22 protein-coding genes, 1 tRNA gene and 2 pseudogenes are annotated in these 22,674 nt (G+C 37.5%); 8 read left to right on the plus strand and 17 right to left on the minus strand.

From position 1 onward, the window contains the following. Positions 1–733: peptidoglycan-binding protein (locus FJR11_RS14960; protein WP_168505011.1), on the plus strand; the 733-nt coding region annotated here is incomplete at its 5' end. Between the two features lie 88 nt (positions 734–821). Here FJR11_RS14960 and FJR11_RS14965 read toward each other — a convergent pair. From FJR11_RS14965 to lipA, 4 genes are all read right to left on the minus strand, one after another. Continuing rightward, positions 822–1,277: a transcriptional repressor gene (locus FJR11_RS14965; RefSeq protein WP_168505013.1), complete on the minus strand. Its 456-nt coding sequence runs from the start codon at positions 1,275–1,277 to the stop codon at positions 822–824. A 178-nt stretch (positions 1,278–1,455) separates the two neighbouring features. After that, on the minus strand, positions 1,456–2,691 hold the full coding sequence (gene sigC / locus FJR11_RS14970; protein ID WP_168505015.1) for an RNA polymerase sigma factor SigC: 1,236 nt from the start codon (positions 2,689–2,691) through the stop codon (positions 1,456–1,458). A 551-nt stretch (positions 2,692–3,242) separates the two neighbouring features. Next, a complete protein-coding gene (locus tag FJR11_RS14975) occupies positions 3,243–4,208 on the minus strand; it encodes an NAD(P)H-dependent glycerol-3-phosphate dehydrogenase (protein ID WP_168505017.1) in 966 nt (321 codons plus the stop codon). Between the two features lie 76 nt (positions 4,209–4,284). Beyond that, positions 4,285–5,154: a lipoyl synthase gene (gene lipA, locus FJR11_RS14980; RefSeq protein ID WP_168505019.1), complete on the minus strand. Its 870-nt coding sequence runs from the start codon at positions 5,152–5,154 to the stop codon at positions 4,285–4,287. A gap of 125 nt (positions 5,155–5,279) precedes the next feature. Between lipA and FJR11_RS14985 the strand changes: the two genes are divergently transcribed. After that, positions 5,280–5,353 (plus strand) — tRNA-Pro (locus tag FJR11_RS14985). A gap of 81 nt (positions 5,354–5,434) precedes the next feature. Here FJR11_RS14985 and FJR11_RS14990 read toward each other — a convergent pair. The 3 genes from FJR11_RS14990 to FJR11_RS15000 all read right to left on the minus strand — a co-directional run bounded on the left by FJR11_RS14990 (position 5,435) and on the right by FJR11_RS15000 (position 8,737). After that, the gene (locus tag FJR11_RS14990) at positions 5,435–6,262 is read right to left on the minus strand and encodes an XDD4 family exosortase-dependent surface protein (protein ID WP_168505021.1); all 828 of its coding nucleotides are present in this window, start codon (positions 6,260–6,262) and stop codon (positions 5,435–5,437) included. 534 nt (positions 6,263–6,796) lie between these two features. Further along, the gene (locus FJR11_RS14995) at positions 6,797–7,561 is read right to left on the minus strand and encodes a WecB/TagA/CpsF family glycosyltransferase (protein WP_168505023.1); all 765 of its coding nucleotides are present in this window, start codon (positions 7,559–7,561) and stop codon (positions 6,797–6,799) included. Positions 7,562–7,939: 378 nt separating this feature from the next. Then, a complete protein-coding gene (locus FJR11_RS15000) occupies positions 7,940–8,737 on the minus strand; it encodes a D-alanyl-D-alanine carboxypeptidase family protein (protein WP_168505025.1) in 798 nt (265 codons plus the stop codon). A gap of 97 nt (positions 8,738–8,834) precedes the next feature. Here FJR11_RS15000 and FJR11_RS15005 point away from each other — a divergent pair. Continuing rightward, a pseudogene (locus FJR11_RS15005) lies at positions 8,835–9,242 on the plus strand (AEC family transporter); the annotation flags it as partial. A 17-nt stretch (positions 9,243–9,259) separates the two neighbouring features. On the opposite strand, the gene FJR11_RS15010 reads toward FJR11_RS15005, so the two are convergent. Then, the gene (locus FJR11_RS15010; RefSeq protein ID WP_168505027.1) at positions 9,260–9,397 is read right to left on the minus strand and encodes a hypothetical protein; all 138 of its coding nucleotides are present in this window, start codon (positions 9,395–9,397) and stop codon (positions 9,260–9,262) included. Between the two features lie 40 nt (positions 9,398–9,437). Here FJR11_RS15010 and FJR11_RS15015 point away from each other — a divergent pair, with 40 nt between their 5' ends. Next, positions 9,438–10,562, plus strand: a complete 1,125-nt coding sequence (locus tag FJR11_RS15015; RefSeq protein ID WP_168505029.1) for an RNA-guided endonuclease TnpB family protein — start codon at positions 9,438–9,440, stop codon at positions 10,560–10,562. A 40-nt stretch (positions 10,563–10,602) separates the two neighbouring features. Further along, a pseudogene (locus tag FJR11_RS15020) lies at positions 10,603–11,124 on the plus strand (AEC family transporter); the annotation flags it as partial. On the opposite strand, the gene FJR11_RS15025 reads toward FJR11_RS15020, so the two are convergent. Beyond that, positions 11,110–11,625 carry a phosphoribosyltransferase gene (locus FJR11_RS15025; protein WP_168505031.1) on the minus strand — a complete coding sequence of 172 codons (516 nt, stop codon included), beginning with the start codon at positions 11,623–11,625 and terminating at the stop codon, positions 11,110–11,112. The pseudogene FJR11_RS15020 and the gene FJR11_RS15025 sit on opposite strands and share 15 nt — an antisense overlap. Before the next feature lie 71 nt (positions 11,626–11,696). Here FJR11_RS15025 and FJR11_RS15030 point away from each other — a divergent pair, with 71 nt between their 5' ends. Then, the gene (locus FJR11_RS15030; RefSeq protein WP_168505033.1) at positions 11,697–13,148 is read left to right on the plus strand and encodes an MFS transporter; all 1,452 of its coding nucleotides are present in this window, start codon (positions 11,697–11,699) and stop codon (positions 13,146–13,148) included. Positions 13,149–13,157: 9 nt separating this feature from the next. Here the strand turns inward: FJR11_RS15030 and FJR11_RS15035 are convergent, their stop codons facing one another. The 5 genes from FJR11_RS15035 to FJR11_RS15055 form a co-directional block, all read right to left on the minus strand. Further along, on the minus strand, positions 13,158–13,313 hold the full coding sequence (locus FJR11_RS15035; protein ID WP_168505035.1) for a hypothetical protein: 156 nt from the start codon (positions 13,311–13,313) through the stop codon (positions 13,158–13,160). Positions 13,314–13,553: 240 nt separating this feature from the next. After that, positions 13,554–13,931 (minus strand): DUF6516 family protein, encoded by a 378-nt coding sequence (locus tag FJR11_RS15040; protein ID WP_168505037.1) that lies wholly within the window; start codon positions 13,929–13,931, stop codon positions 13,554–13,556. Continuing rightward, complete coding sequence (locus tag FJR11_RS15045) at positions 13,928–14,227, minus strand: hypothetical protein (RefSeq protein ID WP_168505039.1); 300 nt, start codon at positions 14,225–14,227, stop codon at positions 13,928–13,930. The genes FJR11_RS15040 and FJR11_RS15045 overlap by 4 nt, the downstream gene beginning before the upstream one ends. Before the next feature lie 955 nt (positions 14,228–15,182). Then, a complete protein-coding gene (locus FJR11_RS15050; protein WP_168505041.1) occupies positions 15,183–15,395 on the minus strand; it encodes an HNH endonuclease in 213 nt (70 codons plus the stop codon). Next, complete coding sequence (locus FJR11_RS15055) at positions 15,392–15,631, minus strand: hypothetical protein (RefSeq protein ID WP_168505043.1); 240 nt, start codon at positions 15,629–15,631, stop codon at positions 15,392–15,394. Before FJR11_RS15055 ends, FJR11_RS15050 begins: the two co-directional genes overlap by 4 nt. An 829-nt stretch (positions 15,632–16,460) precedes the next feature. On the opposite strand from FJR11_RS15055, the gene FJR11_RS15060 reads away from it, so the two are divergent. After that, on the plus strand, positions 16,461–16,709 hold the full coding sequence (locus FJR11_RS15060) for a helix-turn-helix transcriptional regulator (protein ID WP_168505044.1): 249 nt from the start codon (positions 16,461–16,463) through the stop codon (positions 16,707–16,709). Positions 16,710–16,807: 98 nt separating this feature from the next. Further along, the gene (locus tag FJR11_RS15065; protein ID WP_217358234.1) at positions 16,808–17,371 is read left to right on the plus strand and encodes a restriction endonuclease; all 564 of its coding nucleotides are present in this window, start codon (positions 16,808–16,810) and stop codon (positions 17,369–17,371) included. A gap of 105 nt (positions 17,372–17,476) precedes the next feature. On the opposite strand, the gene FJR11_RS15070 is transcribed toward FJR11_RS15065, so the two are convergent. From FJR11_RS15070 to FJR11_RS15080, 3 genes are all read right to left on the minus strand, one after another. Then, the gene (locus tag FJR11_RS15070) at positions 17,477–18,586 is read right to left on the minus strand and encodes a site-specific DNA-methyltransferase (RefSeq protein ID WP_168505046.1); all 1,110 of its coding nucleotides are present in this window, start codon (positions 18,584–18,586) and stop codon (positions 17,477–17,479) included. 168 nt (positions 18,587–18,754) lie between these two features. Beyond that, positions 18,755–21,613, minus strand: coding sequence for an aminomethyl-transferring glycine dehydrogenase (gene gcvP, locus FJR11_RS15075; protein WP_168505048.1), 2,859 nt, complete (start codon positions 21,611–21,613; stop codon positions 18,755–18,757). 125 nt (positions 21,614–21,738) lie between these two features. After that, a complete protein-coding gene (locus FJR11_RS15080) occupies positions 21,739–22,653 on the minus strand; it encodes a rhodanese-related sulfurtransferase (RefSeq protein ID WP_168505050.1) in 915 nt (304 codons plus the stop codon). Between the last annotated feature and the right edge of the window lie 21 nt (positions 22,654–22,674).

The following is a 22,674-nucleotide window of genomic DNA, read 5'->3' on the forward strand; positions in this document are numbered from 1 at the left end:
GACATCTCAGGTCGAAAGAAGCAACAAACAATTTATCAGTACAGCCCCTACAAGCAGTAATACTACAAATTACATTATCCCTGTTAGCAACAAACGCCAAAGCCCGAATAAATTGGTCAAAGGTGATGAAGGTGCAGATGTCAGAGTTTTACAAGAACGCTTGAAAATTGCGGGTTTTTATCATGGTAATCCCACAGGGGTCTTTGGTCCGATTACGGAAGAATCTGTAAAACGATTCCAAAAGGCTTATAAACTCACCGTTGATGGCATTGTGGGTAAATCCACATTAGCTACATTACCAAAGGTGATTGATGACAATGGCACAACTACTTCCCCAAAATTAGATCATCAAGGTAGACTTAGCTTAGGCGATCGCGGTGAAGCTGTCAGAATTCTCCAAGAACAATTAATCAAAGCCGGATTTCTCCAAAGTCAGCCCAATGGTTACTATGGTTCTAACACAGTTGATGCTGTGACTCGCTTTCAAAAACAGCACAAACTAGAAGCTAATGGTATGGCTGGACAAACCACCCGTTCTAAGTTATATAGTTTAGTTAAAAATTCTGCCAAAAATGATTTTACTACTTTAGAAATCCAAAGCCGATTACATGAAAAAGGTTTCTATAAAGGTCAAATCAACGGCATGATGGCATCTGATACCAAAAAAGCAATTAGTCGCGCTCAAGAATTTTATGGTATCAGCCTTAAAGATGTTCAAAGCGGAAGTTTTTAATTCCCGCTTTCTCGATGTACTTGGATTCCCGCACTACGATTCATCCTCAAAATCATTGATAATTGATAATTATCAATTGTCTTAGTTTCTAAAGTGGCATCAATGCCCTTTGGCACTTAGGACACACAGCATGAATTGTCATTTGACAATCTAATAAATGGAAACCTTCTTTTTGGGCTGTTTTTCCGCCAATCTTTAAAATTGAGTCGTTTTTAAACTCAATAGTCGAGTTACAGCGGACACAAATTAAGTGATGATGGTGATGGGGATAAGGCTGATTAATTTCATAATGTTTATGCCCTTCACCTAATTCCAACTCCCGCAAAATCCCCATTCTTGCCATCAACTTTAAAGTGCGATAGATAGTTGATAAACTAATCCCTTCACTGTCATTTTCTAAGCGGTGATATAGATCCTCTGCGCTTAAATGTTCACCTTGGGGGAGTTCTTGAAAAATATGGAGAATTGTTTCGCGTTGTGGAGTTAAACGCCAGCCACGGTCGTTTAATTCCGCCTTAAGTGAACCAGTTGTGTAGACAGTCATACTAAATTTTCTCAACAAAGCTCATTAATTGAGAATATAACAAATATTTGGCTTGATTTGCAACAATCATTGCCTATTGAGAATATTTGCTGATTGTCAGTTGTCAGTGGTCAGTGGTCAGTTGTCAGTTGTCAGTGGTTCTCCGCTCTATTGCCTATTGCCTATTGTCTATTGCCTTCTACGTCAACGACTCCAGATAATCACGGATAAGGTTACGGCGTTTAGGTTGGCGGAGTTTTTGCAAAGCCTTTGATTCAATTTGTCTGACTCTTTCCCGTGATAGGTCAAGGGCGCGGCCAATTTCTGCTAAGGAGTAAGCATGACCATCGGATAAGCCAAAGCGCATCAAAATAACATCACGTTCCCGACTGGTTAAATCATCTAGAAGATTATGCAAATCCTTATGTAAAGATTCCCGCATTAACATCTCCTCTGGCGTAATCGTATCCGTCTCTAGTAATTCTCCTAATTCAGTATCCTTATCCTTCCCTACTTTGGTTTCTAAAGACACAGAACGAGGAACTCTCAATAACACTTCCCGGACTTGGATAGCTGTCATATCCAACTCAATGGCCAGGTCTTCTAAAGTCGGTGTGCGTCCTTTTTCTTGGGCAATTTTCCGTTGCGCCTTTTTAATTTTGTTGAGTTTTTCAGTAATATGGACAGGAAGGCGAATAGTCCGGCTAGAAGTAGCGATCGCCCTGGTAATACCTTGACGAATCCACCAGTAAGCATAGGTACTAAAACGATAACCCTTGGTAGGGTCAAATTTCTCCACTGCTCGTTCTAAACCTAAAGTCCCTTCTTGGACTAAATCCAACAATTCCAAACCACGATTTTGGTACTTCTTAGCGACAGATACCACCAAACGCAAATTCGCTTTAATCATGTGCGATTTGGCTTGCAGTCCTTGAGTTTGAACTTGCTCTAGTTCTTCTACTGTTAAATTAGCAATTTCTGCCCAGCGTCTTTTGCCATTGGCCAAAGTTGGCTTAAGATCAGGTAAATTTATCCCCGCAGTAGTCGCCCACCGTTCCAAAGAAGGGCGGTGTCCTAGTTCCGCTGTTAACCGCTCCTGTACCTCCATTAACCGCGAATAGGGCATAATTACAGCATCTCCCTCAGCGGCAGCCGCACTAAGCAATACTCGCATCCGTAAATATCGCTGGACTTTTTGGGCTTCAGCAACTTCTTCATCTCGTCCTAACAACCGGACTCGGCCAATTTCTTGTAAATAGAGCCGGACTAAGTCTGTACTGCGGCGAGTAGTTTGCGCGGCTAAAGCTAAATCAGATTCCACAGTAGCCATGTCTAAATCCGGCAAATCATCATCATTATTGATTTCAATATCCAACGGTGAACTAGGATTTTGCCCGTCGTGGGCGGCATTTTTATAAAAAGATGTTGCTGGCATGATGTCTCAAATTGCTCCAGGTAACAATAGATTATGGTTAGCTAAAATTACGGTTATCTAATCAACTGTTGCTATTGTTCCCGTAATTCGTCATGAAATAACACGGTTTTGGCTTGAGTGTACAATTCTTTGCAAAACTTTGTACTAGTCCAAGGAGGTCTCAGAGGAGAAAACTTAATTTATCAGCTTTTGGACTTTTTTAACTGGATAGTTATGTTCTCCACATTTCACTAGCTTAAAAGAATACATTTTTCATGAATTGTTCGTCGCTAGTAGCTGTGTGATTGAACAAACAGCTATGCAAATCTTTAGCCAGATTTTCAATTACAATTTAACTGGTTAATATTACCATGTTTAGGGATATTAACGGTTATTTTTTTAACTGGTTATAAACTCACTTCTAGTTATGATGATGTTTATAAACTACATGGTTATATTTACATCACTCAAAAAGTAATTTCCTGACAATTTGACAAATTTTTTCTAGGGATTTCGCGGTAATCATTTAATTGTAATTGGACACCTTGCCCTGTCAGCGGTTCTCCCCCTACTTACCATATTTGTTCTGTAGGAAAATTATCAAATTCAGGCTTGATATCTCGTAACATCAGTTTATCTAATGCAAGTCTTGGTGTAATTTCTCCTTCCAGTAGTTGATAAACTTGCTCAGTAATGGGAATAGCAATACCTTGTTGTTGGGCAATTTCCATTAATACCCGACAAGTGTTCACACCTTCGGCTGTGCCTGGAAGACTTGCCAGAACTCCTTTTAGCGTTTTTCCATTAGCTAATTGATAACCAACTTGATAATTGCGGCTTAAAGGGCTGTTGCAGGTTGCTAGTAAATCCCCTAGACCGGATAAACCATAAAATGTTTCCGTTTTCGCACCTAAAGTATTCCCTATTCGTACCATTTCGGTTAAGCCACGAGTAACTAGAGCCGCTTTGGCATTTGTGCCTAAGTGTAACCCATCACATACACCAGCGGCGATCGCCATCACATTTTTCAGTGTTCCCCCTAATTCTACGCCCACAGGGTCAGGGTTAGTATAGACACGAAAGCGACTAGAAGAAAATACCAGTTGGACAGTTTGGGCAGCATTGGTGTTTTTACTCGCTACTACCGTTGCTGCTGGTAATTCCTGGGCAATTTCCTGGGATAAATTGGGGCCAGATAAAACCACAACCGAATGATCAGGGAAAGCTGCTTGCCAAATTTGCGAAGGTGTGTATGTAGTGTGTGGTTCTAGTCCCTTAGTTGCAGTCACAAAGATTGTTTGTGAAGATAGGGGGCAAGATTGCACCATAGAGGCTACATCTCTTACCCCTTTCATAGAAATAGCTGACAAAACTATTTGAGCATTTTCTAATACTTTTTCTAGTGGTTGCGAGTCCGAACGTGACCATAGATGCACCTGATGTCCATTAATGGTTGCTAATTTAGCCAAAGCTGTACCCCAAGCACCCGCACCAAGAATGACAACAGATTTTAAATTTGGTAATTGGTGATTGGTCATTGGTAATTGGTGATTGGTAATTGGTGATTGGGGTAGAATAACTAAGGACAACGAACCACTGACAACTGACAACTGACTATCTTGGATAACGTTTCATTAATTCTCTGACTTGTTCTGCATGATAGGAGCTTCTTGTCAAGGGTGAAGAAACAACTTGTAAAAATCCTAGTTCTTCCCCAAAAGTTTGCCAGGCTGCAAATTGCTCAGGTGTTACAAAGTCAGATACTTGTAAGTGTTTTTGACTGGGTTGGAGATATTGCCCAATTGTCAAAATATCACAATCTACTTTTCGTAGGTCTTCCATGACTTGGCGAATTTCTGCATCTGTTTCACCTAAACCAACCATGATACCGGATTTGGTGTAAGTGCTGGGAGAAATTTGGCGCGAGCGTTGTAATAATTCCATTGTCCGCTCATAATTCCCCTGGGGACGCACACGGCGATATAAGCGGGAAATGGTTTCTGTGTTGTGGTTAATTACTTCTGGTTTCGCTTGGAGAATTATTTCTAAAGCTTGCCAATTACCGCATAAGTCAGGAATTAATACTTCTATTGTTGTATGAGGCGAAACTTCATGAATAGCATTTATACAATGGACAAATTGAGATGCACCACCATCTGATAAATCATCTCTGTTAACGGAAGTAATCACGACGTGATTAAGCTGCATTCGCCGCACTGCTTCCGCTAGTCTTGTGGGTTCGGTGGGATCTAAGGCTTGAGGTTTCTTTTCAAAATCAATATCACAGTAAGGACAAGCCCTGGTGCAAGCTGGCCCCATAATCAAAAATGTGGCAGTACCCGCGTTGAAGCATTCCCCAATATTGGGACAGGAAGCTTCTTCGCAAACGGTATTCAGGGCTAAATCCCGCAAAATTTCTTTAACGTTACCAACACGCTCCCATTGAGGCGCTTTTACCCGCAACCAGTCTGGTTTTACAGTCACAGTCTACTTTTACCATTTTAGTTATACAAATCTTATGGTAGCAAGCAAAGACCTCGGTGGCAGATGAAATATTTGTTATTTTGTAATGATTGTGGTAATATCTTTTTATAATGCCATTTTTTTGGCGGGATGTGGCGCAGCTTGGTAGCGCACTTCGTTCGGGACGAAGGGGCCGCTGGTTCGAATCCAGTCATCCCGATTGTTGTACGTTCGCAGATTATATGTCGTGGTGGCTGTTTTTTATAAAGTTGAGTTACCTGACAAAAAATACTAATAACTTTTAGATTGAAGAAATCCAGTTATTAGACTTCACCTTTTTCTTTAGCAGTCTCACTGCACCTAGAGCAAATAAACCAAGTGCTGATGTAGCAGCGGGTTCAGGAACTTTCTTGGGTGGTGGTGGTGGTGGTGTATATAATGCCCCGGTAAAGCTAGGTTCACTGAGTGCTGTTCCATACTGGAAGCGAATACTGCTAATTTTGTTGATATCAAAGGTACTGGGTAGACCTGATAAAACAAAAGTTGCAGAATCTTTCACAAAAGTCCCCACCTGTGAGGCGCTTGGTTTGAAATTGGGATTATTTGCACTAGGGTTAAAACCAGAGATGAGGCCATAATTAAATTGCTGACCACCACCACCTTGGAAAATGTTAAAGCCAGCAGTACCCAATCCGTAATTTTGCGTTATGCCAGGAAGGTTTGTTGTGCCATTACCAGTATTTGGTAATTTCCATTCGTTTAATGTTTTAAGATTAACATTAGTGCCAGGTGTACCACCGATTACAGTTGGTGCTGTTGCTGAATCTAAGACTAAGCCGCTGAAGGAAGTGCCATTATATTCCCAGAAAACAGCTGTTAGAACATCAGAAGGGGCTAAAGCAGATGATCCTGTATTTTTCAGATTTACAGTCAACTTACCAGGGTTTAATTGGTCATTAAAGATAACTGATGCGCCTAGAGTGTTATTGGTTGCTGAGTTTGTTCCTGAACCGTTAAAAGTCAAACTAGCAGCTTGTGCTTGGGTCATTTGGGTGGACATCACCACCGCTAAGGATGATACACCGATGGCAATAGAATTTAGTATTTTTTGGGAAGATGTTGTAGACATGGATGCTAACCTCCTGTAGAAAAAATTAATACTAAGTACAAACAATAAATATCTTGTATCAAATTTGTTAAGACAAAAGTAGTTAATCTAACTTGATACAATTTAGTGTGGCATAAATAGATATACATAGTCTAGGTTTTATTATCAACTTCATCAAAACTTTAATTAATGCTATTCTTTATGAAGATTGATATCTGAAAACGTCTGATTTCATAGACAATCAGACTGCCATCTATTTAATAATGTCTCATAAAAAACAAATGCCGCCATCAGTGTATGTACGGCATTTAGATTTATAACTAAATATTTTTAAACCACATCCATCTTGAGAACTGGAGATGTCTAATAGCCAGTTGAGATATATAGCTTTTGGTATAGGAGCTTTTCTTGTAAAAACTACAGGTTTCAACCTAATTGACACTGTCAGGGCTAAAACCGCACGAGTCGTTTCCCACTTGCGGCGAGGTGCTATGAGGTTTAGTATTTACTCTTAGTGTAAAGGGCAGATAAACCACCGCTGTAGTTATGTTTTATTCAGTATTCTAAACTGTTGACATCCTTGGCAGTCAAACGATAAATCAAGGATTTAAAAGCAAATTCTGGTAAAGCTAACATTCGTCGCCACCGCCAAGGTTCTTGATATAATCTATACAACCATTCTAAATTATTATTTGCTAACCAACCGGGAGCGCGAGTTTTTGTTCCTGACCAAATATCAAAACTACCACCAACACCTACCCAAATTGAATGGGGACACAAATGGCGGTTTTGAGCAATCCATAATTCTTGACGTGGTACTCCCAAACCAACAAATATCACTTGTGGCTGTAGTTGAGTGAGAGTTTGCAATAACTGTTGTTCTTCTTCTGGGGAATGATAACCAGAATGTGTACCTGATATGGTGAGAGCGGGGAGTTGTTTTTGCCATAAATCTGCTGCTTTTTCAGCTACTCCCGGTGCGCCTCCATAGAAAAATATTGAAGCAGGTATTTGTTGTTGAGCAACTGTTTCTAAAAGTTTTTCTGCTAATTCAATTCCTGGACAACGTTGTATTTTTTGTCCTAATAAATACTGCAAATATAGAACAACTCCTGCACCGTCAGGAATGACTAATTCAGCAGTTTGAATTACCTTCGCTAAGACTAAATTCCGCTCTGCTTGGATAGTCATTTCTGCATTCAGGGTAATTACATGAGTTCCTTGACCTGCTTTTAAACAATCTAGTAACCAGTCCGGATAATTTTTCATGACGTGAACTGGTAAACCCAATACCGAAAAAGCTTTAGGTAATTTAAACATAGTCTATTTAAAATTAAAATTTGAGGATGTGTTATGACATTTAGTTTATCAAAATTTTTCTTCTATGAATAATTAGAACTCTCTATTGATTATTATTGTTTCTTTTGATGTACATAGGGTTTTATAGGTATCGAATCTTCACGCCTTCTTGCTCATACAGAATGTAGGCAGAAATGCTATCCCGTCCCTGTTGTTTAGCATAGTCAAGCTATCTATCTGCACGGACAACAAATTCTTCCGGTGGTACTTTCTGGGTAGGAGGATACTTAGACTAGTACACTGCGGCGTAAATCAACCAACCATTAAAAATCCCTGAAAAGCTTATACAATCTGCTTTTTTAATTTTTAATTGTTAATTTTTAATTCCGCCCTGCGGTACTATTGTGTTTTCACAGGTTTGATGTTTTTGGCTTTATAAAATGTTTCTAAACTATCAGTATCGCCGACAAAACGCCAATGCCAAGGCTCATAACTGACACCTTGAAGATTATCTTGAGGAAAGGAAATTTCAAAACTAAACTTAGCCGCATTAGCTTGTAACCACTGATAGGCTTTGGTATTATCAAAATTAGCTTGGAGATTAGTTGCTGGTACTGTGCCATCGCCAACATCCACAGCATAGCCTGTATGATGTTCACTATGATTTGGTGGAGCGCTCAGGGCTGCCCTTTCCGCTGGGGTTTGATTACGTTGTGCGCCTACACCAAAAAATAACTGCTTTTGCTCTTGTACAGAACGAAAACCAGAAAGTGGCACTAAATTTACACCCGCACTTCTAGCCGCTTGTACCATGGCTTGAAACTTGACAGCAGCAGATTTTCGCATTCTGATCCTACTGTCACCTGTAATTGGGGATAATTCTGATTCTGGTGCTTCTGAATATGGGAAATGTCCCAAAACCATATCATTATTAACTGGAGTATTGGTAACTATAGGTGCAGAACTAATTGGTTCAACCACAGAATTAGCAGTTTGCTTAGGTGTCGTCAGCGAAAACAAAAAACCACTAGAGACAGCCAGCAGCAAAAATCCAGCCAGTCCACCGATGATTAAAACCTGTGGTTTTAATTTGATCTTACTTCCCGCATCATTGCTATCGCGTAGAGCCGCCGGAATATCATCACCAGAGTGAGGATAGGAATTGTGCGGTTTTTTCGGAAACCCAGCTTTATTCAAGTGTCTGCTCCTGTTTGTGTTTAATAGTTAAAGAAGAAAAGAGATAAAAGGCAAGAGTTTTTTTAATTTTTAATTTCTAATTGTTCTAGGTGTAATTTTGATAAATCTTTTAGAACTATATATCAAGTTAGTGGGATTAATCCTAGTGGGATTTATACTGGGACGTAAATTACCTAGCAATACTTCCACTTACGTAGGTCAGTTTCTCTATTGGCTGGGAGTACCTTTGAGTATTATTGGTTTTTTACTACAAACAGACTTATCAGGACAGATTTGGATTGCACCGATAATAGCCCACTTAGCCATCTTTCTAGGGGCATTGTTAGCCTGGTTAAGAATTAAAGCCCAAGCCCATTTCACTAATTCAATCCCCGAACCAGCCACTCAAGGTAGTCTGATTCTAGCAGCGATGGTAGGTAATACAGGTTATCTGGGTTTTCCCATCACCTTAGCAATGGTAGGTAAGGAATATTTTGCCTGGGCGTTATTTTCCCAAAAACTTGGGTTTAAAGCCCCGTCCTTCTAGGACGGCTTTTCTTCTTGTAGTCTATCAATCCAATCTTCAATTAATTGAGTCATTGTTTTGCGCTTTTGTCCGGCAATCCTTCTTAATTTTTCCAGTCTTTGAGAATTAACTCGAATACTTAATCTTTCTTTCATATAACTACCCAATGGCTACCCTTTGTGAGATAATACTAGCATGAAAACACTAAAGTTTAAGTTGTACGAACACAAAAGGAATAGACACCTCAAACGGATGATCAACACCGCAGGGGTGATCTATAACCATTGTATTGCTCTACATAAACGGTATTACCGGATGTGGGGTAAACACTTAAGCTGTGCAAAACTGCAATCCCATATTGCCAAATTAAGAAAACGTAATCGCCTTTGGCAGTCCCTTGGTTCTCAAGCAGTACAAGATATCTGTCAACGCATAGAGAAAGCCTATCAACTATTTTTTAAACATAACAAGAAAGGAGTCAGACCACCAGGTTTTAAAAAGGTTAGAAAATACAAATCATTCACTCTTAAACAAGCAGGTTATAAATTCTTGGGTGGTAATAGAGTCAAGTTAGGAAATCGAGTTTATCAATTTTGGAAGTCTAGAGAAATAGAAGGAAAAATCAAAACATTAACCATTAAGCGCACCGCATTGGGTGAGTTATTCATGGTTGTTGTAGTTGATAATGAGTTAAAACCAGAAATTAAATCAACGACTGGTAAAGTAGCGGGGTTTGATTTTGGTTTAAAAACATTTCTTACCTGTTCTGATGGAAGTACAATTGATTCTCCAGAGTTTCTAAAACAATCTCTAAATGCCATCAAAAAAGCTAGTAGAAGCCACTCCAAAAAACTAAAAAGGTCAAATAATCGTGAAAGGGCGAGAAAGAATTTAGTTCGTAAACATGAAGATGTTTGTAACCGCAGAAGTGATTGGTTATGGAAATTAGCTCATGAACTAACAGACAAGTTTGATATTTTATGTTTTGAAACCTTAAACCTCAAGGGTATGCAACGTCTTTGGGGTAGAAAAATATCAGACTTAGCTTTTGGAGAATTTCTACAAATATTAGAATGGGTAGCTAAAAAGAACAATAAACAAGTTATTTTTGTAGATAAGTGGTATCCATCCAGTAAAACTTGTTCCCATTGTGGACATATTTTAGAAAAGCTAGATTTATCTGTTAGACAGTGGCGTTGTCCATCTTGCAATTCTGTTAATGGACGCGATGAAAATGCCGCACGTAATATTCAAATGGTTGGGGCATTAACCATTGGGTTAGGTGATGTTAGACTGGCTACGCCAGCAATTGCTGTTTAACCCCAGAATCCCCACGCCTTTAGGCTGGGGAGTATGTCAAGATATGTTGGGTTCGCTATTGGGGGCTTATGGTTTGGGTGTGCTTTTAGCTGCCAAGTTTGGTAGTAATATCCACAATCAGATCCAGATAGCAAAGGTAATTTTTATTAATCCTGCTTTGTGGAGTTTTGGGTTTGGCTTGTTGCTACATCAAGTGGCACTTCCCTCGACTGTGGTATTTTGTTTAGAGAAATTAGCTTGGGGTGCAGTGGCTTTATCCTTGATGTTAATTGGCATGAGACTTTCACAACTAAAATCTTGGCGGAAACTACCACAAGCCGCAAGTAGCATCTTGATCAAAATGCTCATAGTTCCCCTGGTTTTAGGCAGTATCCTCTCCCTTTTCGGTGTTACTGGTAATGCAGCACAGGTGATAGTTTTGCAAATGGGTATGCCTCCAGCCTTAGCTACACTGGTAATAGCGGAAACCTTTAATTTAGATCGGGATTTGGCTGTTACTGCTTTAGCTATGGGGATTATCGTCTTATTATTTACTTTACCTGTTTGGTTATGGCTGTTTTAACTTTTGTGTCAATTCAAAAGGAGTAATTTGTTCGTAATTTTCAAAAGGTTGATGAATCCAAGGATTATCAGCAAGATAATCAGCGTGGTAATCAGGGGCTATCACTGAACAAGCTTTATACCAAATTACAGCGGTGCGAATTTCCTCAATGGGGGATTGACTATGAGAGTGTAACCACGGAACTGTTTGTTGAATAGTCATCCCAGAGTCTACTAAATCATCTACTAGCAAAATCCGTGAACCTAAATTTTCGCTAGTCATGGTTAATTGACGGGAAATAATTAAACTGCTTCTATCTTGTTTACCCGTACCGCTGTAAGATGAAGTAGCTAAAATTGCTAATGGTTGATTGTATATGCGGGCAAGAATATCTCCTACTCGCAGCCCCCCTCTAGCTAAACAGACAATTTGGTTAAATTGCCAACCCGATTGATAAATCTTTACGGCCAATTGTTCAATTTTGTGGTGATAATCTGACCAAGAAATGTAAAGGTCTGACATAAGACTAAAATAAGTGTGTTAACAATTGTTAATTATCTGTTGTCAATTGTCAATTAATATGAGTGTGATTTATGGTTCAAGGTAATGCTGATAATAACGATTTTCACAAATCTTTGATAAGTGAAAAACTAGATTTTAAAACTAAATTGGCCTATGGGGCTGGAGATTTAGGCCCTGCGATTACTGCGAATATTGCTGTATTTTATCTGCTGGTTTTCTTTACCAATGTAGCGGGAATTCCAGCAGGTTTGGCAGGTAGTATTTTAATGATTGGCAAAATTTGGGATGGTGTTAATGATCCTGTGGTGGGAATGTTAACTGATAAAACCAAATCCCGTCGTTGGGGTCGTCGTCTACCTTGGCTTTTATATGGGGCAATTCCTTTTGGATTTTTCTTTTTTTTACAGTGGATTGTTCCCCAATTTACTGCGGATAAAAGTATTAATATTTGGTATTTATTTTGGTATTATGTAGTTATTGGGATTGTATCTCAGGCATTTTATACTGTTGTGAATTTGCCTTATACAGCGATGACTCCTGAGTTAACTCAGGATTATGATGAACGCACTAGTCTGAATAGTTTTCGCTTTACATTTTCAATTGGTGGCAGTATTTTATCGTTGATTTTATCAAAAATTATCTTCTCACAAATTGCAGATCGTCAACAACAGTATTTAGTTTTAGCGGCAGTTTGTACTGTGATTTCCGTTTTGTCTTTGTATTGGTGCGTTTATGGGGTGCGCGATCGCATTTTGGCTTTTGAAGCTAAACGAATGCAATTACCACAAGAAGCAGAAATTCCCTTTTTTGAACAGCTAAAAATCGTCTTTAGTAATAAACCTTTTCTGTTTGTAATTGCTATATATCTTTTTTCTTGGTTAGGTGTCCAAATCACAGCCAGCATTATTCCCTATTTCGTTGTTAACTGTATGCGTCTTCCAGAGGGAGATGTGCCAATGGTCATGATTGCAGTACAGGGAACGGCTTTATGTATGCTATTTGTTTGGAGTAATTTAACAAAAAAAATTGGTAAGAAATTGGTTTATTTCCTAGGAATGAGTTGCTGGATTATTGCTGCTGCTGGATTATTTTTCTTGCAGCCTCATCAAGTTGGTTTAATGTATGTTATGGCTGTAATGGCAGGTGTGGGAGTTTCCACAGCTTATCTAATTCCCTGGTCTATGATACCTGATGTGATTGAATTAGATGAATTACAAACCGGACAACGACGAGAAGGTATTTTCTATGGTTTCATGGTTTTATTGCAAAAATTTGGTTTAGCTTTCGGGCTGTTTTTGGTCGGTAATACATTACAAGCTTATGGTTTTAAAGAAGCTGTTGTTGGACAAAGTGCTTTACCTGTACAACCTGAATCGGCACTTTTAGCTATTCGTATCGCTGTTGGACCAATCCCCACGGTTTGTTTGATTGCAGGTTTGGTTTTAACTTACTTCTATCCCATTACTCGTGAGATTCACGCAGAAATGACGCTAAAACTTCAAGAACAACGGCAGAAAACATAACGACAAATATTATACAGCATTACAGAGTTCTAAGTGTTGAGATAATTGTTCTAATATCCAAACTAAATCTTCTAAGGTATAAGTATCTTCAGGTTCTGAGGACGCATAGAATTCACCAGTATAAATTTCTACTAATTCCTGAAGATTAACATCAATGAGTTGCATTTTTTTGATTCCCTGATATTTGATACTGTCCATAGTCACTGATTTTGAAACATGGCGTAGTGATAAACAGCATTTAAAGTTGTGATGTTTTAATCATAAAGATTTGATGAAGATCACTTACCTGAGTGATGTGAGTATGGTGATTTGTGTGATTCAGATCACAGGAGGAAGAAAGAAGAGAATAAAATGTTTCTTGTCTGATAGCGTAGCGTGGCGCAAGCCATATCAGGATAACCAGGATTAAAGGAGTTTAAAAATCTCTTCAATATCAACAGGTAAATATGGAAAAACAGAGTCTTCAGAACCATCATGTACATGATGAGGATAGGTGGCAATTTCGGGATGATGGGGTGCGTTATCCCAACGTTTTATTAGTTCTCTATTTTCAGTTTGCCAATGAAAACTATATTTAATTATTTCTACTTGTCCAGATTCTATTTTAAAAAACTCAAACATTTCTAAAAAACTACCATCTTTTAATATCACACGATAACGCCATAAACCTTTATCAGTTTGTGCTTCTTCTCTAAGAATTGTAAAATTTACCACTTTTGAACAAAGTGTAATTATAGATTTGATCCAAGCTAAATAATCATCAGCGTTTTTAACATTTTTCATAAAGCTTGTTCTAGTTTATTTATTTTTGTTAAAATATCTTTGCGAAGTTCGCATAAACCAAACCATTCAAAAAAATCCATTTCATCCCCTAAACTTCCTGAGTTAAATTGTTCTACAAATTGTTCAGAAGTGAGTTGATATTTTTTTTCAAATTTATCTATATCTAAGTTATATGTAGCTAATTTTTGACGATGACGAGTTAAAATTACATTTAGTAGTTGCCCAATAATTCGTTCTAATTCTGTGTTGTCGCTACAGTTTTCACTCAGCAATTCTAATTTTTCTAATGTATTCATAATTATATATACCTTTGATGAGGTTTATCTTTATTATACACTATCAAGCTGAATTTTTTGTCTGATAGCGTAGCGTGGCGCAAGCCATATCAGGATAACCAGGATTACGGGATTTTTAGGATGTTGTTGTTTATTTGAAGTGGTGATTTTGAGGATTTTTTTGTCTGAATCAGGATGTCCAGGATTAAAGGATTTTCAGGATGTAATTGTTTAATTGTCTATGAGAAGTACAGATTTTAGGATGTTAGATAATAAATTATCCGTTAAATTATTTGTTGTTATTTGTTGACTGTTGGTATAACTGTATTTTATAATATTCAAATATTCACAGACCATTCATGAATAACAATCCTGTACATCCTAAAATCCTGGAAATCCTGATTCAGACAATTACAATTTCAACATCCCACCAACAACTTACAAATTACCAACGAATTATACAAACTGTAGGTTGAGTAGAACGCAGTGAAAACCAACTATTTGATCATCATCTATATTGTTATGATAGTATTGGGTTTTCTCAGCTTTGTTGCGGGTCTTCATCTGGTGGATGCCAACTACCTTTTATCCAAAAACGACGCGCTTTGATAATAGAACCTTCATTATGCCTTTCATCATTGAGGTCTAAGCGATTACAAGTAGCCCTTCCTGTAGCAGTAATACCAATAATTTTTAACCCATCTGCTGACCAAAGAAAATGGTCAGACCATTTGTGTTTTCGAGGATTGAATATGGGAATGATATCTCCAGTTTCTGGATCGATACCAGTTGTAAAATTAGGCTCTCCCAGATTGGTTATGGTTATTTAATAACAAAAAAATCTCAAAGTCCTTACCTGGTAAGGATTTTATTAATCCAAAAATACAGATTTAATAAAAATATTGTTTTATTATATTAAAACCTTTTGTATCTAAGGATTTCAGATGAAATTAAGTATTAATTTTACATAGTCAGTCTAGGAGAGCCTAAAATTATAGCGATATCCGTTACAACGTTGACAAGCTAAAGCTAAATTTTCAGGGTCATCTGATGAACCAGGAAGAGACTGGGGAATAATATGATCAATAGCAAATAAAGCCGCACTTGCTTCTTCTAAAGAATGACAGTATTCACAAAGAAATTTTGGTCTTTCTCTGACTAATTTTTTGGTTGTCTCGTTAACTGTCATGATTCAGCAATTATTTTTGCATTCAATAAAGTAAAAATCCTATCCAGTTCTAATATTCCTGCTAATTCAGCTTCTTCGTTTGTAGTTAACATTCCTGCTTTGTTTTTATCAGCAAGTTCTTCTAACCTAGATTGTAATTCTGGAGTGAATTTAAACAAATTCAAATTTCTGACTTTGCTGATTTCAATTCCAGATTCTATCCAGTATGAGGGTTGAATCATTACTTGAGTCATCATAGAATTATTTTAATAATTTTGATAACTTTTATATTATAACATAGTCAACAATAAAAATATGGATAATTTAAAATATTTTTTGTCTGAATCAGGATATCCAGGATTAAAAGATTTTCAGGATGTTGTTGTTTATTTGATGTGGGGATTTTGAGGATTTTTTTGTCTGAATCAGGATGTCCAGGATTAAAGGATTTACAGGATGTTGTTGTTTGATTGTCTATGAGAAGTACAGATTTTAGGATGTTAGATAATAAATTATTCGTTAAATTATTTGTTGTCATTTATTGACTGTTGGTGTAACTGTATTTTATAATATCTCAATATTCACAGACAATTCATCAATAATAATCTGTCTGAATCAGGATAACCAGGATTTGAGGATTTTCAGGATGTAATTTTTTTATTGTTTAGGAAAAATGGCGATTTTTGGATGATAGATAATATACTGTGATTGTAATTATCATTTTTCAATATTCACAGACAATTCATCAATAACAATCCTGTACATCCTAAAATCCTGGACATCCTGATTCAGACAAAAAATATGAATCAGATATTTTAATTATGTTGGGTTGCTTTCCTTAATCTAAGCTAGAAGATGAGCGATTCCTATGGGGTGCTTACGCTATCGCTCTTCATTTTCTCTTTTACAGAAAGTTCGTCTAGTGTTGGATTTTGTGAGATTACAGTAGCAAATTTATATTTTTTCTGTTCTAAAGAAACTCTGATGCGATAAAAACCTATTTTGGGTTTATCCTATATTCGGTTTTAAGATTGAAAACAGTTAGGCAATATGCTCTAACTTTTATCAAGATCAACATTGGTTCAAGTGTCTAAATCCGTTTTCAGTGAAGAATACAATCAGTTTCGCAAAATGCTGATAGAGGCTCGCAAAGAGGCTAATCTTACTCAAGCAGAGTTATCAGCAAAATTAGAGCGCCCACAATCCTACGTATCAAAATATGAACGTGGGGAGCGTCGTCTTGACCTGATTGAATTTTTACAATTGGCTCAAGTTCTGGAAATAGATCCATTGACTTTTATTGAAAATTTGCTCACATACAACAAAGAGAGGTAGTTATTCTAATTCAAATTACTGATTTTAATGCCGCCAATACTGTTATTAATAACCATTATAATACAGAGTGGAATGAGATTGAAACTGTACTCACTAGAATGCCTTTACACATTAAGGCTTCAAGTCAAGCTAACAAACAAGGAAAACCTATTTTCGACCCAGTAGGAACAAATTTATATATTGAGAATTATCTGAACAAATTGGGGTGGAATCTACTTCCAATTCCTACTCAATACGAATTTTTTGGTAAAGGCATTGACCTTGCTAAAGCAGGATTGATTCTTGAAAATCAGTTTTCTAACTATCCATTTTTGCTCAATAATACAGCGAGAGTAGAGTTTTTCTTTCAAAAAGGTACTCAATTAGGAGGACAGTCTATCAAGCTTATGATTATAATCACCAAATCGCAAATATTTCCTTCTTCTAATAGTTCCCTATACTATGAGCAAGCTGTTCGACAGTTATCAGCCCTAAATGAAATCAAATTGTTTAAAATACCAATTAGAGTTGTCGGTTTATTTGAACAAATAAATACAACTGCATCAGCTATTTGGACAGAATATGAGAAGAAAACTGCCCGAAAGATTGTCACCCAAAATCAATGTCAATACCAAATAAAATCAGGAAAGAAAAATAATCGGTACACATTTGATTTGATATGACTATTAATGGTGAGTATATTACAGATAAATAGGTTAAACAAAAAAGGTTAAATCAAATATTTAATCTTTTTAATTCCTAAGTTAGGACTCTTTAATCGGACTGCATTAAATCCATAATTGCAGTTCAACCTGTTCAATCTGTTCTACTTGCTTAACTGTTTTATTTTGCAACTGTGTTTTCTTTCCAGTTCCATTAAGCTTTGGATCTATGGGAACTTCTTCATTTCGTAAACCAGCAGCAAAAGCAGTTTCTTCATAGAGTAATCTATCTTCCATTTCTTGTAAGTGATATTCTTCTGGATAAATTTTTGCTTTACTGCGTTCTGAAGCTCTATTTCCTATTTGCAAATCAAATCTAAATTTTTCGATAGGTTCACCAGTTTTATCAACATAATCACGTAATGTTTTTAAATTGGGAAAATATCCATTTTCATCTGGTTTACCACTAAGACGACGTAGTGCAACCTCATGATATTTTGGTTCAATTTCTGTTCCTATAAAATGGCGTTCATAATCTCTAGCTACAACTGCTACAGTACCAGTCCCCATATAAGGATCTAGCAGAATATCATTTTTGTTAGTTGTAGCTAAGATAATTCTAGCTACCAAGTCTTCTGGAAACTGACAGGGGTGTATAGTTTGTTCTTCATGATTATGTTTAACATTGCGAAACATCCAAATATCACCAGGATTTTTACCATCTGGATTACATGAAAGTTCACCTTTACGATTTCCTCGAAAATGCTTCTTGTTTTGATATTTTTGGGGAACTCTAATTGCATCTAAATTAAATTTATAATTATCAGATTTGCTAAACCAGAGAATTGTTTCATGTCTACAAGAAAATTTCTTTTGAGCGTGTAGTCCATGTTGTCTAGCCCAAATAATACGATTACGGGGAATTAAATTGCAAGATTCAAGAATGGGAAAGAAACGAATATCTAAAGGAATCAACATTCCTTTATCAGCAAAAGCTCCAACTTGCCAAAATAACGAACCTGTTTTTTTAAGAATTCTAGCACATTCTCTTAATACTAATGTTTGTTCTTTTAAATAAATATCAAGAGCTTGTTTAGATTCATACTCTTTACCTAAATTATAGGGAGGTGAGGATACAACTAAATCTACACTTTCATTTGGTAGATTACGAAGCAGTTTTAAGCAATCTTCCAAAATTATTTCATCTACAGGTATATTCTCTGGGTTAATCTTCACTTTTGTATTGACCTCATAACCATTTCTAAACACTATAATAACCCATATTGGGTTATCTGGCAATTTTTGTAAAAAAGCGATAGCGAAGCGCTCCGCTATCGCACTCCCAAATCATAACCAAATAGTCTATAGGGTGCGTTACATTTCAATAACGCACCCTACTATTAACTAACTATAAGCCTCCATCGGTAAACAAGAACAAACAAAATTCCTATCCCCAAAAGCAGCGTCAATTCTCCCCACACTTGGCCAGAACTTATATTCCTTATTCCAAAGTGCAGGATAAGCAGCTTGTTCACGGGAATAGGGATGATTCCATTCACCAATAATCAAACTTTCCGCAGTGTGAGGGGCATTTTTCAAAAGATTATCGTGAATATCCATTTTACCAGATTCAATTGCCGCAACTTCCTCACGAATCGCAATCAAAGCATCACAAAAACGATCTAATTCCTGTTTAGATTCACTTTCCGTTGGTTCTACCATAATTGTCCCCGCAACAGGCCAAGAAACAGTAGGTGCATGAAAACCATAATCCATTAACCGCTTCGCAACATCATCAATTTCAATCTGCGCTGATTTCTTCAAACTTCGCAAATCTAAAATACATTCATGTGCCACCAAACCATTTTTTCCCTGATACAAAACCGGATAATATGACTCTAATTTCTTAGCGATGTAATTAGCATTCAAAATGGCAATTTTGGTTGCTTCCGTCAACCCATCTGCACCCATCATGATAATATACATCCAAGAAATCACTAGGATACTTGCACTACCCCAAGGTGCAGCAGAAACCGCACCCAAATCACCACCCATTCTCACCACAGAATGTCCTGGTAAAAAGGGGACAAGGTGGGAAGCGACACCAATGGGACCCATACCCGGACCACCACCACCATGAGGAATACAGAAAGTTTTGTGTAAGTTCAAATGACAGACATCTGCACCAATATCACCAGGACGACAAATACCTACTTGGGCATTCATATTAGCCCCGTCCATGTAAACTTGTCCACCGTGACTATGAATTACCGCACAAATTTCTTGAATTGCTTCTTCAAATACCCCATGAGTTGATGGATATGTCACCATTAAAGCTGATAATTCATGACTATGTTTTTCAGCTTTGGCTTTTAAATCTTCAACATCAATATTACCATCATCATCACAAGCAACTCCCACAACTTTCATTCCACACATTACCGCACTTGCAGGATTTGTTCCATGGGCAGATTGGGGAATTAAACAAATATTTCTGTGTCCTTCTCCACGACTTTGATGATATTCATGAATAACTAAAAGTCCCGCATATTCACCTTGAGAACCTGCATTTGGTTGTAAAGAAATTCCTGCAAAACCTGTAATTTCTCCTAACCATGCTTCCAGTTGTTGGAACAGAATTTGATAACCTCTAGTTTGGGAAATTGGCGCAAAAGGATGGATTTTCCCAAATTCTGCCCAAGTTACCGGAATCATTTCCGAAGTTGCGTTTAACTTCATGGTGCAAGAACCCAAGGGAATCATTGAAGTTGTTAATGATAAATCCTTGCTTTCTAGTTGATGTAAATAACGTAATAATTCAGTTTCTGAATGGTAACGATTAAAAACTGGATGGGTGAGATATTTACTTTGACGTGATAATTGAGAATGAGAAATTGGTAATTCTTCTACAGTAAAAGGTAATTGATCTTTTAGGGCGAAAATTTGCCAAAGGTCAATTAAATCTGCTTCGGTGGTAGTTTCATCTAAGGAAATTCCTACAGTGGAATTATCAAAAATTCTCAAATTGATATTTCTCTCATGTGCAGCGTCGAGAATTGCTTCTAATCTGGTATTTCCTAATTCTACCCGCAGAGTATCAAAGAAGTTTTCCGAACTGATTTGATAACCTAACTTTTTCAATCCTGCGGCTAAAGTTGCGGTAAGTTCATGGATATTTTGAGCGATCGCTCTCAATCCGTCTGGTCCATGATACACTGCATACATACTCGCCATCACTGCCAATAAAACCTGGGCTGTGCAGATATTACTGGTGGCTTTATCTCTGCGGATGTGTTGTTCACGAGTTTGCAAAGCTAGACGATATGCAGGTTTACCATGAATATCTTTTGATACCCCCACAATGCGCCCTGGAACTAGCCGTTTATACTCTTCCTTCGTGGCAAAATAAGCAGCGTGTGGTCCCCCAAATCCCAAAGGAATACCGAAGCGTTGGGTGCTACCTACAGCAATATCAGCCCCTAATTCACCAGGGGGTGTGAGCAATAATAAGCTCAAAGGATCTGCGGCTACAGTCACCAATGCACCCTGAGCATGAGACTTTGTGATAAAATCGCAGTAGTCGTAAATTGTGCCGTCAGTAGCAGGATATTGCAGAATTGCCCCAAAAATTGATTCGGTAAAATCAAAGGTTTGATGATCACCGATAATGATATTAATGCCTAAAGGTTTGGCGCGGGTTTGTAATACATCAATGGTTTGAGGATGACATTCACTAGACACAAAATATTTATGTGATTTGTTTTTGCACACACCATAACTCATGCTCATTGCTTCTGCGGCTGCTGTCCCTTCATCAAGTAAAGAAGCGTTAGCAATTTCTAAACCCGTCAAGTCAATGATCATAGTTTGGAAATTCAGCAACGCTTCCAAACGTCCTTGGGCAATTTCTGGCTGATAAGGGGTGTATGCTGTGTACCAACCGGGATTTTCTAAAATGTTGCGTTGAATGACGGTAGGGGTAATACAGTCATAATATCCCATACCGATAAATGAGCGATAAACTTGATTTTTATCGGCTATTTGCTTTAATTTTGCCAATGCTGCATATTCGCTTTGTGCTGCTGGTAGATTTAGGGTTTGATGAAAACGAATTGCCTGTGGTACTGTTTTATCAATGAGATCATCAAGGTTGGAAAGACCTAATAAATCTAGCATTTGCTTGACATCATCGGGGTTTGGTCCAATGTGTCTTTGTGCAAAGTTGTCTAATTTTTGACTAGTGCGCGGGGGATTAGCTACCACAAATCGTTCTCCAAAGGTTTCTGTATTAATATATTGTAATGATCACTTTTGGATATTAGGGTTTTTTGTATATCTTGATTTTTTTCTCGCAGAGGCGCAGAGGCACAGAGGGAGGAATGTTGAGATTAATCTGAAATTTGAGTATTGGTGGAATTGAGTGATTGGTAATGTTTCCATTTTTGTTCTAGTCGTTTTCTTTTTTCGGGTGTTAAGGTATGGAAGCAGTGAGGACAGGAAATACTTTTTTCATATTCTGGGGAGGTTTTATCTGTTTCGGAAATGGGATATCCACAACAAAAGCATAATTCCTGATTTCCTGTTTCTAAGTCATGACTAACTGTGACTCTTTGATCAAAAATAAAACATTCTCCTTCCCATAAACTTTCTTCTTGGGGAATTTCTTCTAGATATTTGAGAATGCCTCCTTTGAGGTGATAAACTTCTTCAAAGCCTTGAGAAAGTAAATAAGATGAGGCTTTTTCGCAACGAATTCCTCCAGTACAAAACATGGCTACTTTTTTATGTTTTTTGGGGTCAAGATGTTTTTGGACATATTCGGGAAAATCTCGAAATATTTGAGTTTGCGGATTTTCTGCTCCTTTAAAAGTCCCAATGCTGACTTCATAATCATTGCGGGTATCAATGACTGTTACTTCTGGGTTAGAAATTAAATCATTCCAATCTTCAGGTTTTACATAAGTTCCTACTTTTTCACTAGGGTTAATTTCTGGTAATCCTAAAGTCACAATTTCTGGCTTTAACCGAATTTTCAAACGTTCAAATGGGGGAATTTCTGTGTAAGATTCTTTATGTTCTAAATCTGCAAACCGCGAATCACTGCGAAGAAAGGCTAAAACTGTGTCAATTTGCTGACGAGAACCAGCAATTGTGCCGTTAATCCCTTCCTGTGCTAGTAAGATAGTTCCTTTAATTCCTTGTAACTCACAAAAGGATAATAAGGCTGCTTGCAGTTCTCTGCAATCAGGTAGATTCACAAATTTATATAGTGCAGCAACAACTGTCTGATTTTCTTGGTTCATTGTCTTGTCAAATTAATAATA

The sequence above is a fragment of the Anabaena sp. UHCC 0187 genome, from assembly GCF_009712035.1.
GTDB lineage: Bacteria > Cyanobacteriota > Cyanobacteriia > Cyanobacteriales > Nostocaceae > Dolichospermum.

What these genes read in the sequence shown, in the direction of transcription:
- FJR11_RS15015 (WP_168505029.1), top strand. Translation starts at nt 9,438, where the DNA reads ATGAAAACACTAAAGTTTAAGTTGTACGAACACAAAAGGAATAGACAC.
- sigC (WP_168505015.1), bottom strand. Translation starts at nt 2,691, where the DNA reads ATGCCAGCAACATCTTTTTATAAAAATGCCGCCCACGACGGGCAAAAT.
- FJR11_RS15040 (WP_168505037.1), bottom strand. Translation starts at nt 13,931, where the DNA reads ATGAAAAATGTTAAAAACGCTGATGATTATTTAGCTTGGATCAAATCT.
- FJR11_RS15045 (WP_168505039.1), bottom strand. Translation starts at nt 14,227, where the DNA reads ATGAATACATTAGAAAAATTAGAATTGCTGAGTGAAAACTGTAGCGAC.
- FJR11_RS15035 (WP_168505035.1), bottom strand. Translation starts at nt 13,313, where the DNA reads ATGCAACTCATTGATGTTAATCTTCAGGAATTAGTAGAAATTTATACT.
- FJR11_RS15025 (WP_168505031.1), bottom strand. Translation starts at nt 11,625, where the DNA reads ATGTCAGACCTTTACATTTCTTGGTCAGATTATCACCACAAAATTGAA.
- FJR11_RS15030 (WP_168505033.1), top strand. Translation starts at nt 11,697, where the DNA reads ATGGTTCAAGGTAATGCTGATAATAACGATTTTCACAAATCTTTGATA.
- FJR11_RS15055 (WP_168505043.1), bottom strand. Translation starts at nt 15,631, where the DNA reads ATGATGACTCAAGTAATGATTCAACCCTCATACTGGATAGAATCTGGA.
- FJR11_RS15065 (WP_217358234.1), top strand. Translation starts at nt 16,808, where the DNA reads ATGCCTTTACACATTAAGGCTTCAAGTCAAGCTAACAAACAAGGAAAA.
- FJR11_RS15050 (WP_168505041.1), bottom strand. Translation starts at nt 15,395, where the DNA reads ATGACAGTTAACGAGACAACCAAAAAATTAGTCAGAGAAAGACCAAAA.
- FJR11_RS14995 (WP_168505023.1), bottom strand. Translation starts at nt 7,561, where the DNA reads ATGTTTAAATTACCTAAAGCTTTTTCGGTATTGGGTTTACCAGTTCAC.
- FJR11_RS15080 (WP_168505050.1), bottom strand. Translation starts at nt 22,653, where the DNA reads ATGAACCAAGAAAATCAGACAGTTGTTGCTGCACTATATAAATTTGTG.
- FJR11_RS14990 (WP_168505021.1), bottom strand. Translation starts at nt 6,262, where the DNA reads ATGTCTACAACATCTTCCCAAAAAATACTAAATTCTATTGCCATCGGT.
- FJR11_RS14975 (WP_168505017.1), bottom strand. Translation starts at nt 4,208, where the DNA reads ATGACCAATCACCAATTACCAAATTTAAAATCTGTTGTCATTCTTGGT.
- FJR11_RS14965 (WP_168505013.1), bottom strand. Translation starts at nt 1,277, where the DNA reads ATGACTGTCTACACAACTGGTTCACTTAAGGCGGAATTAAACGACCGT.
- FJR11_RS15010 (WP_168505027.1), bottom strand. Translation starts at nt 9,397, where the DNA reads ATGAAAGAAAGATTAAGTATTCGAGTTAATTCTCAAAGACTGGAAAAA.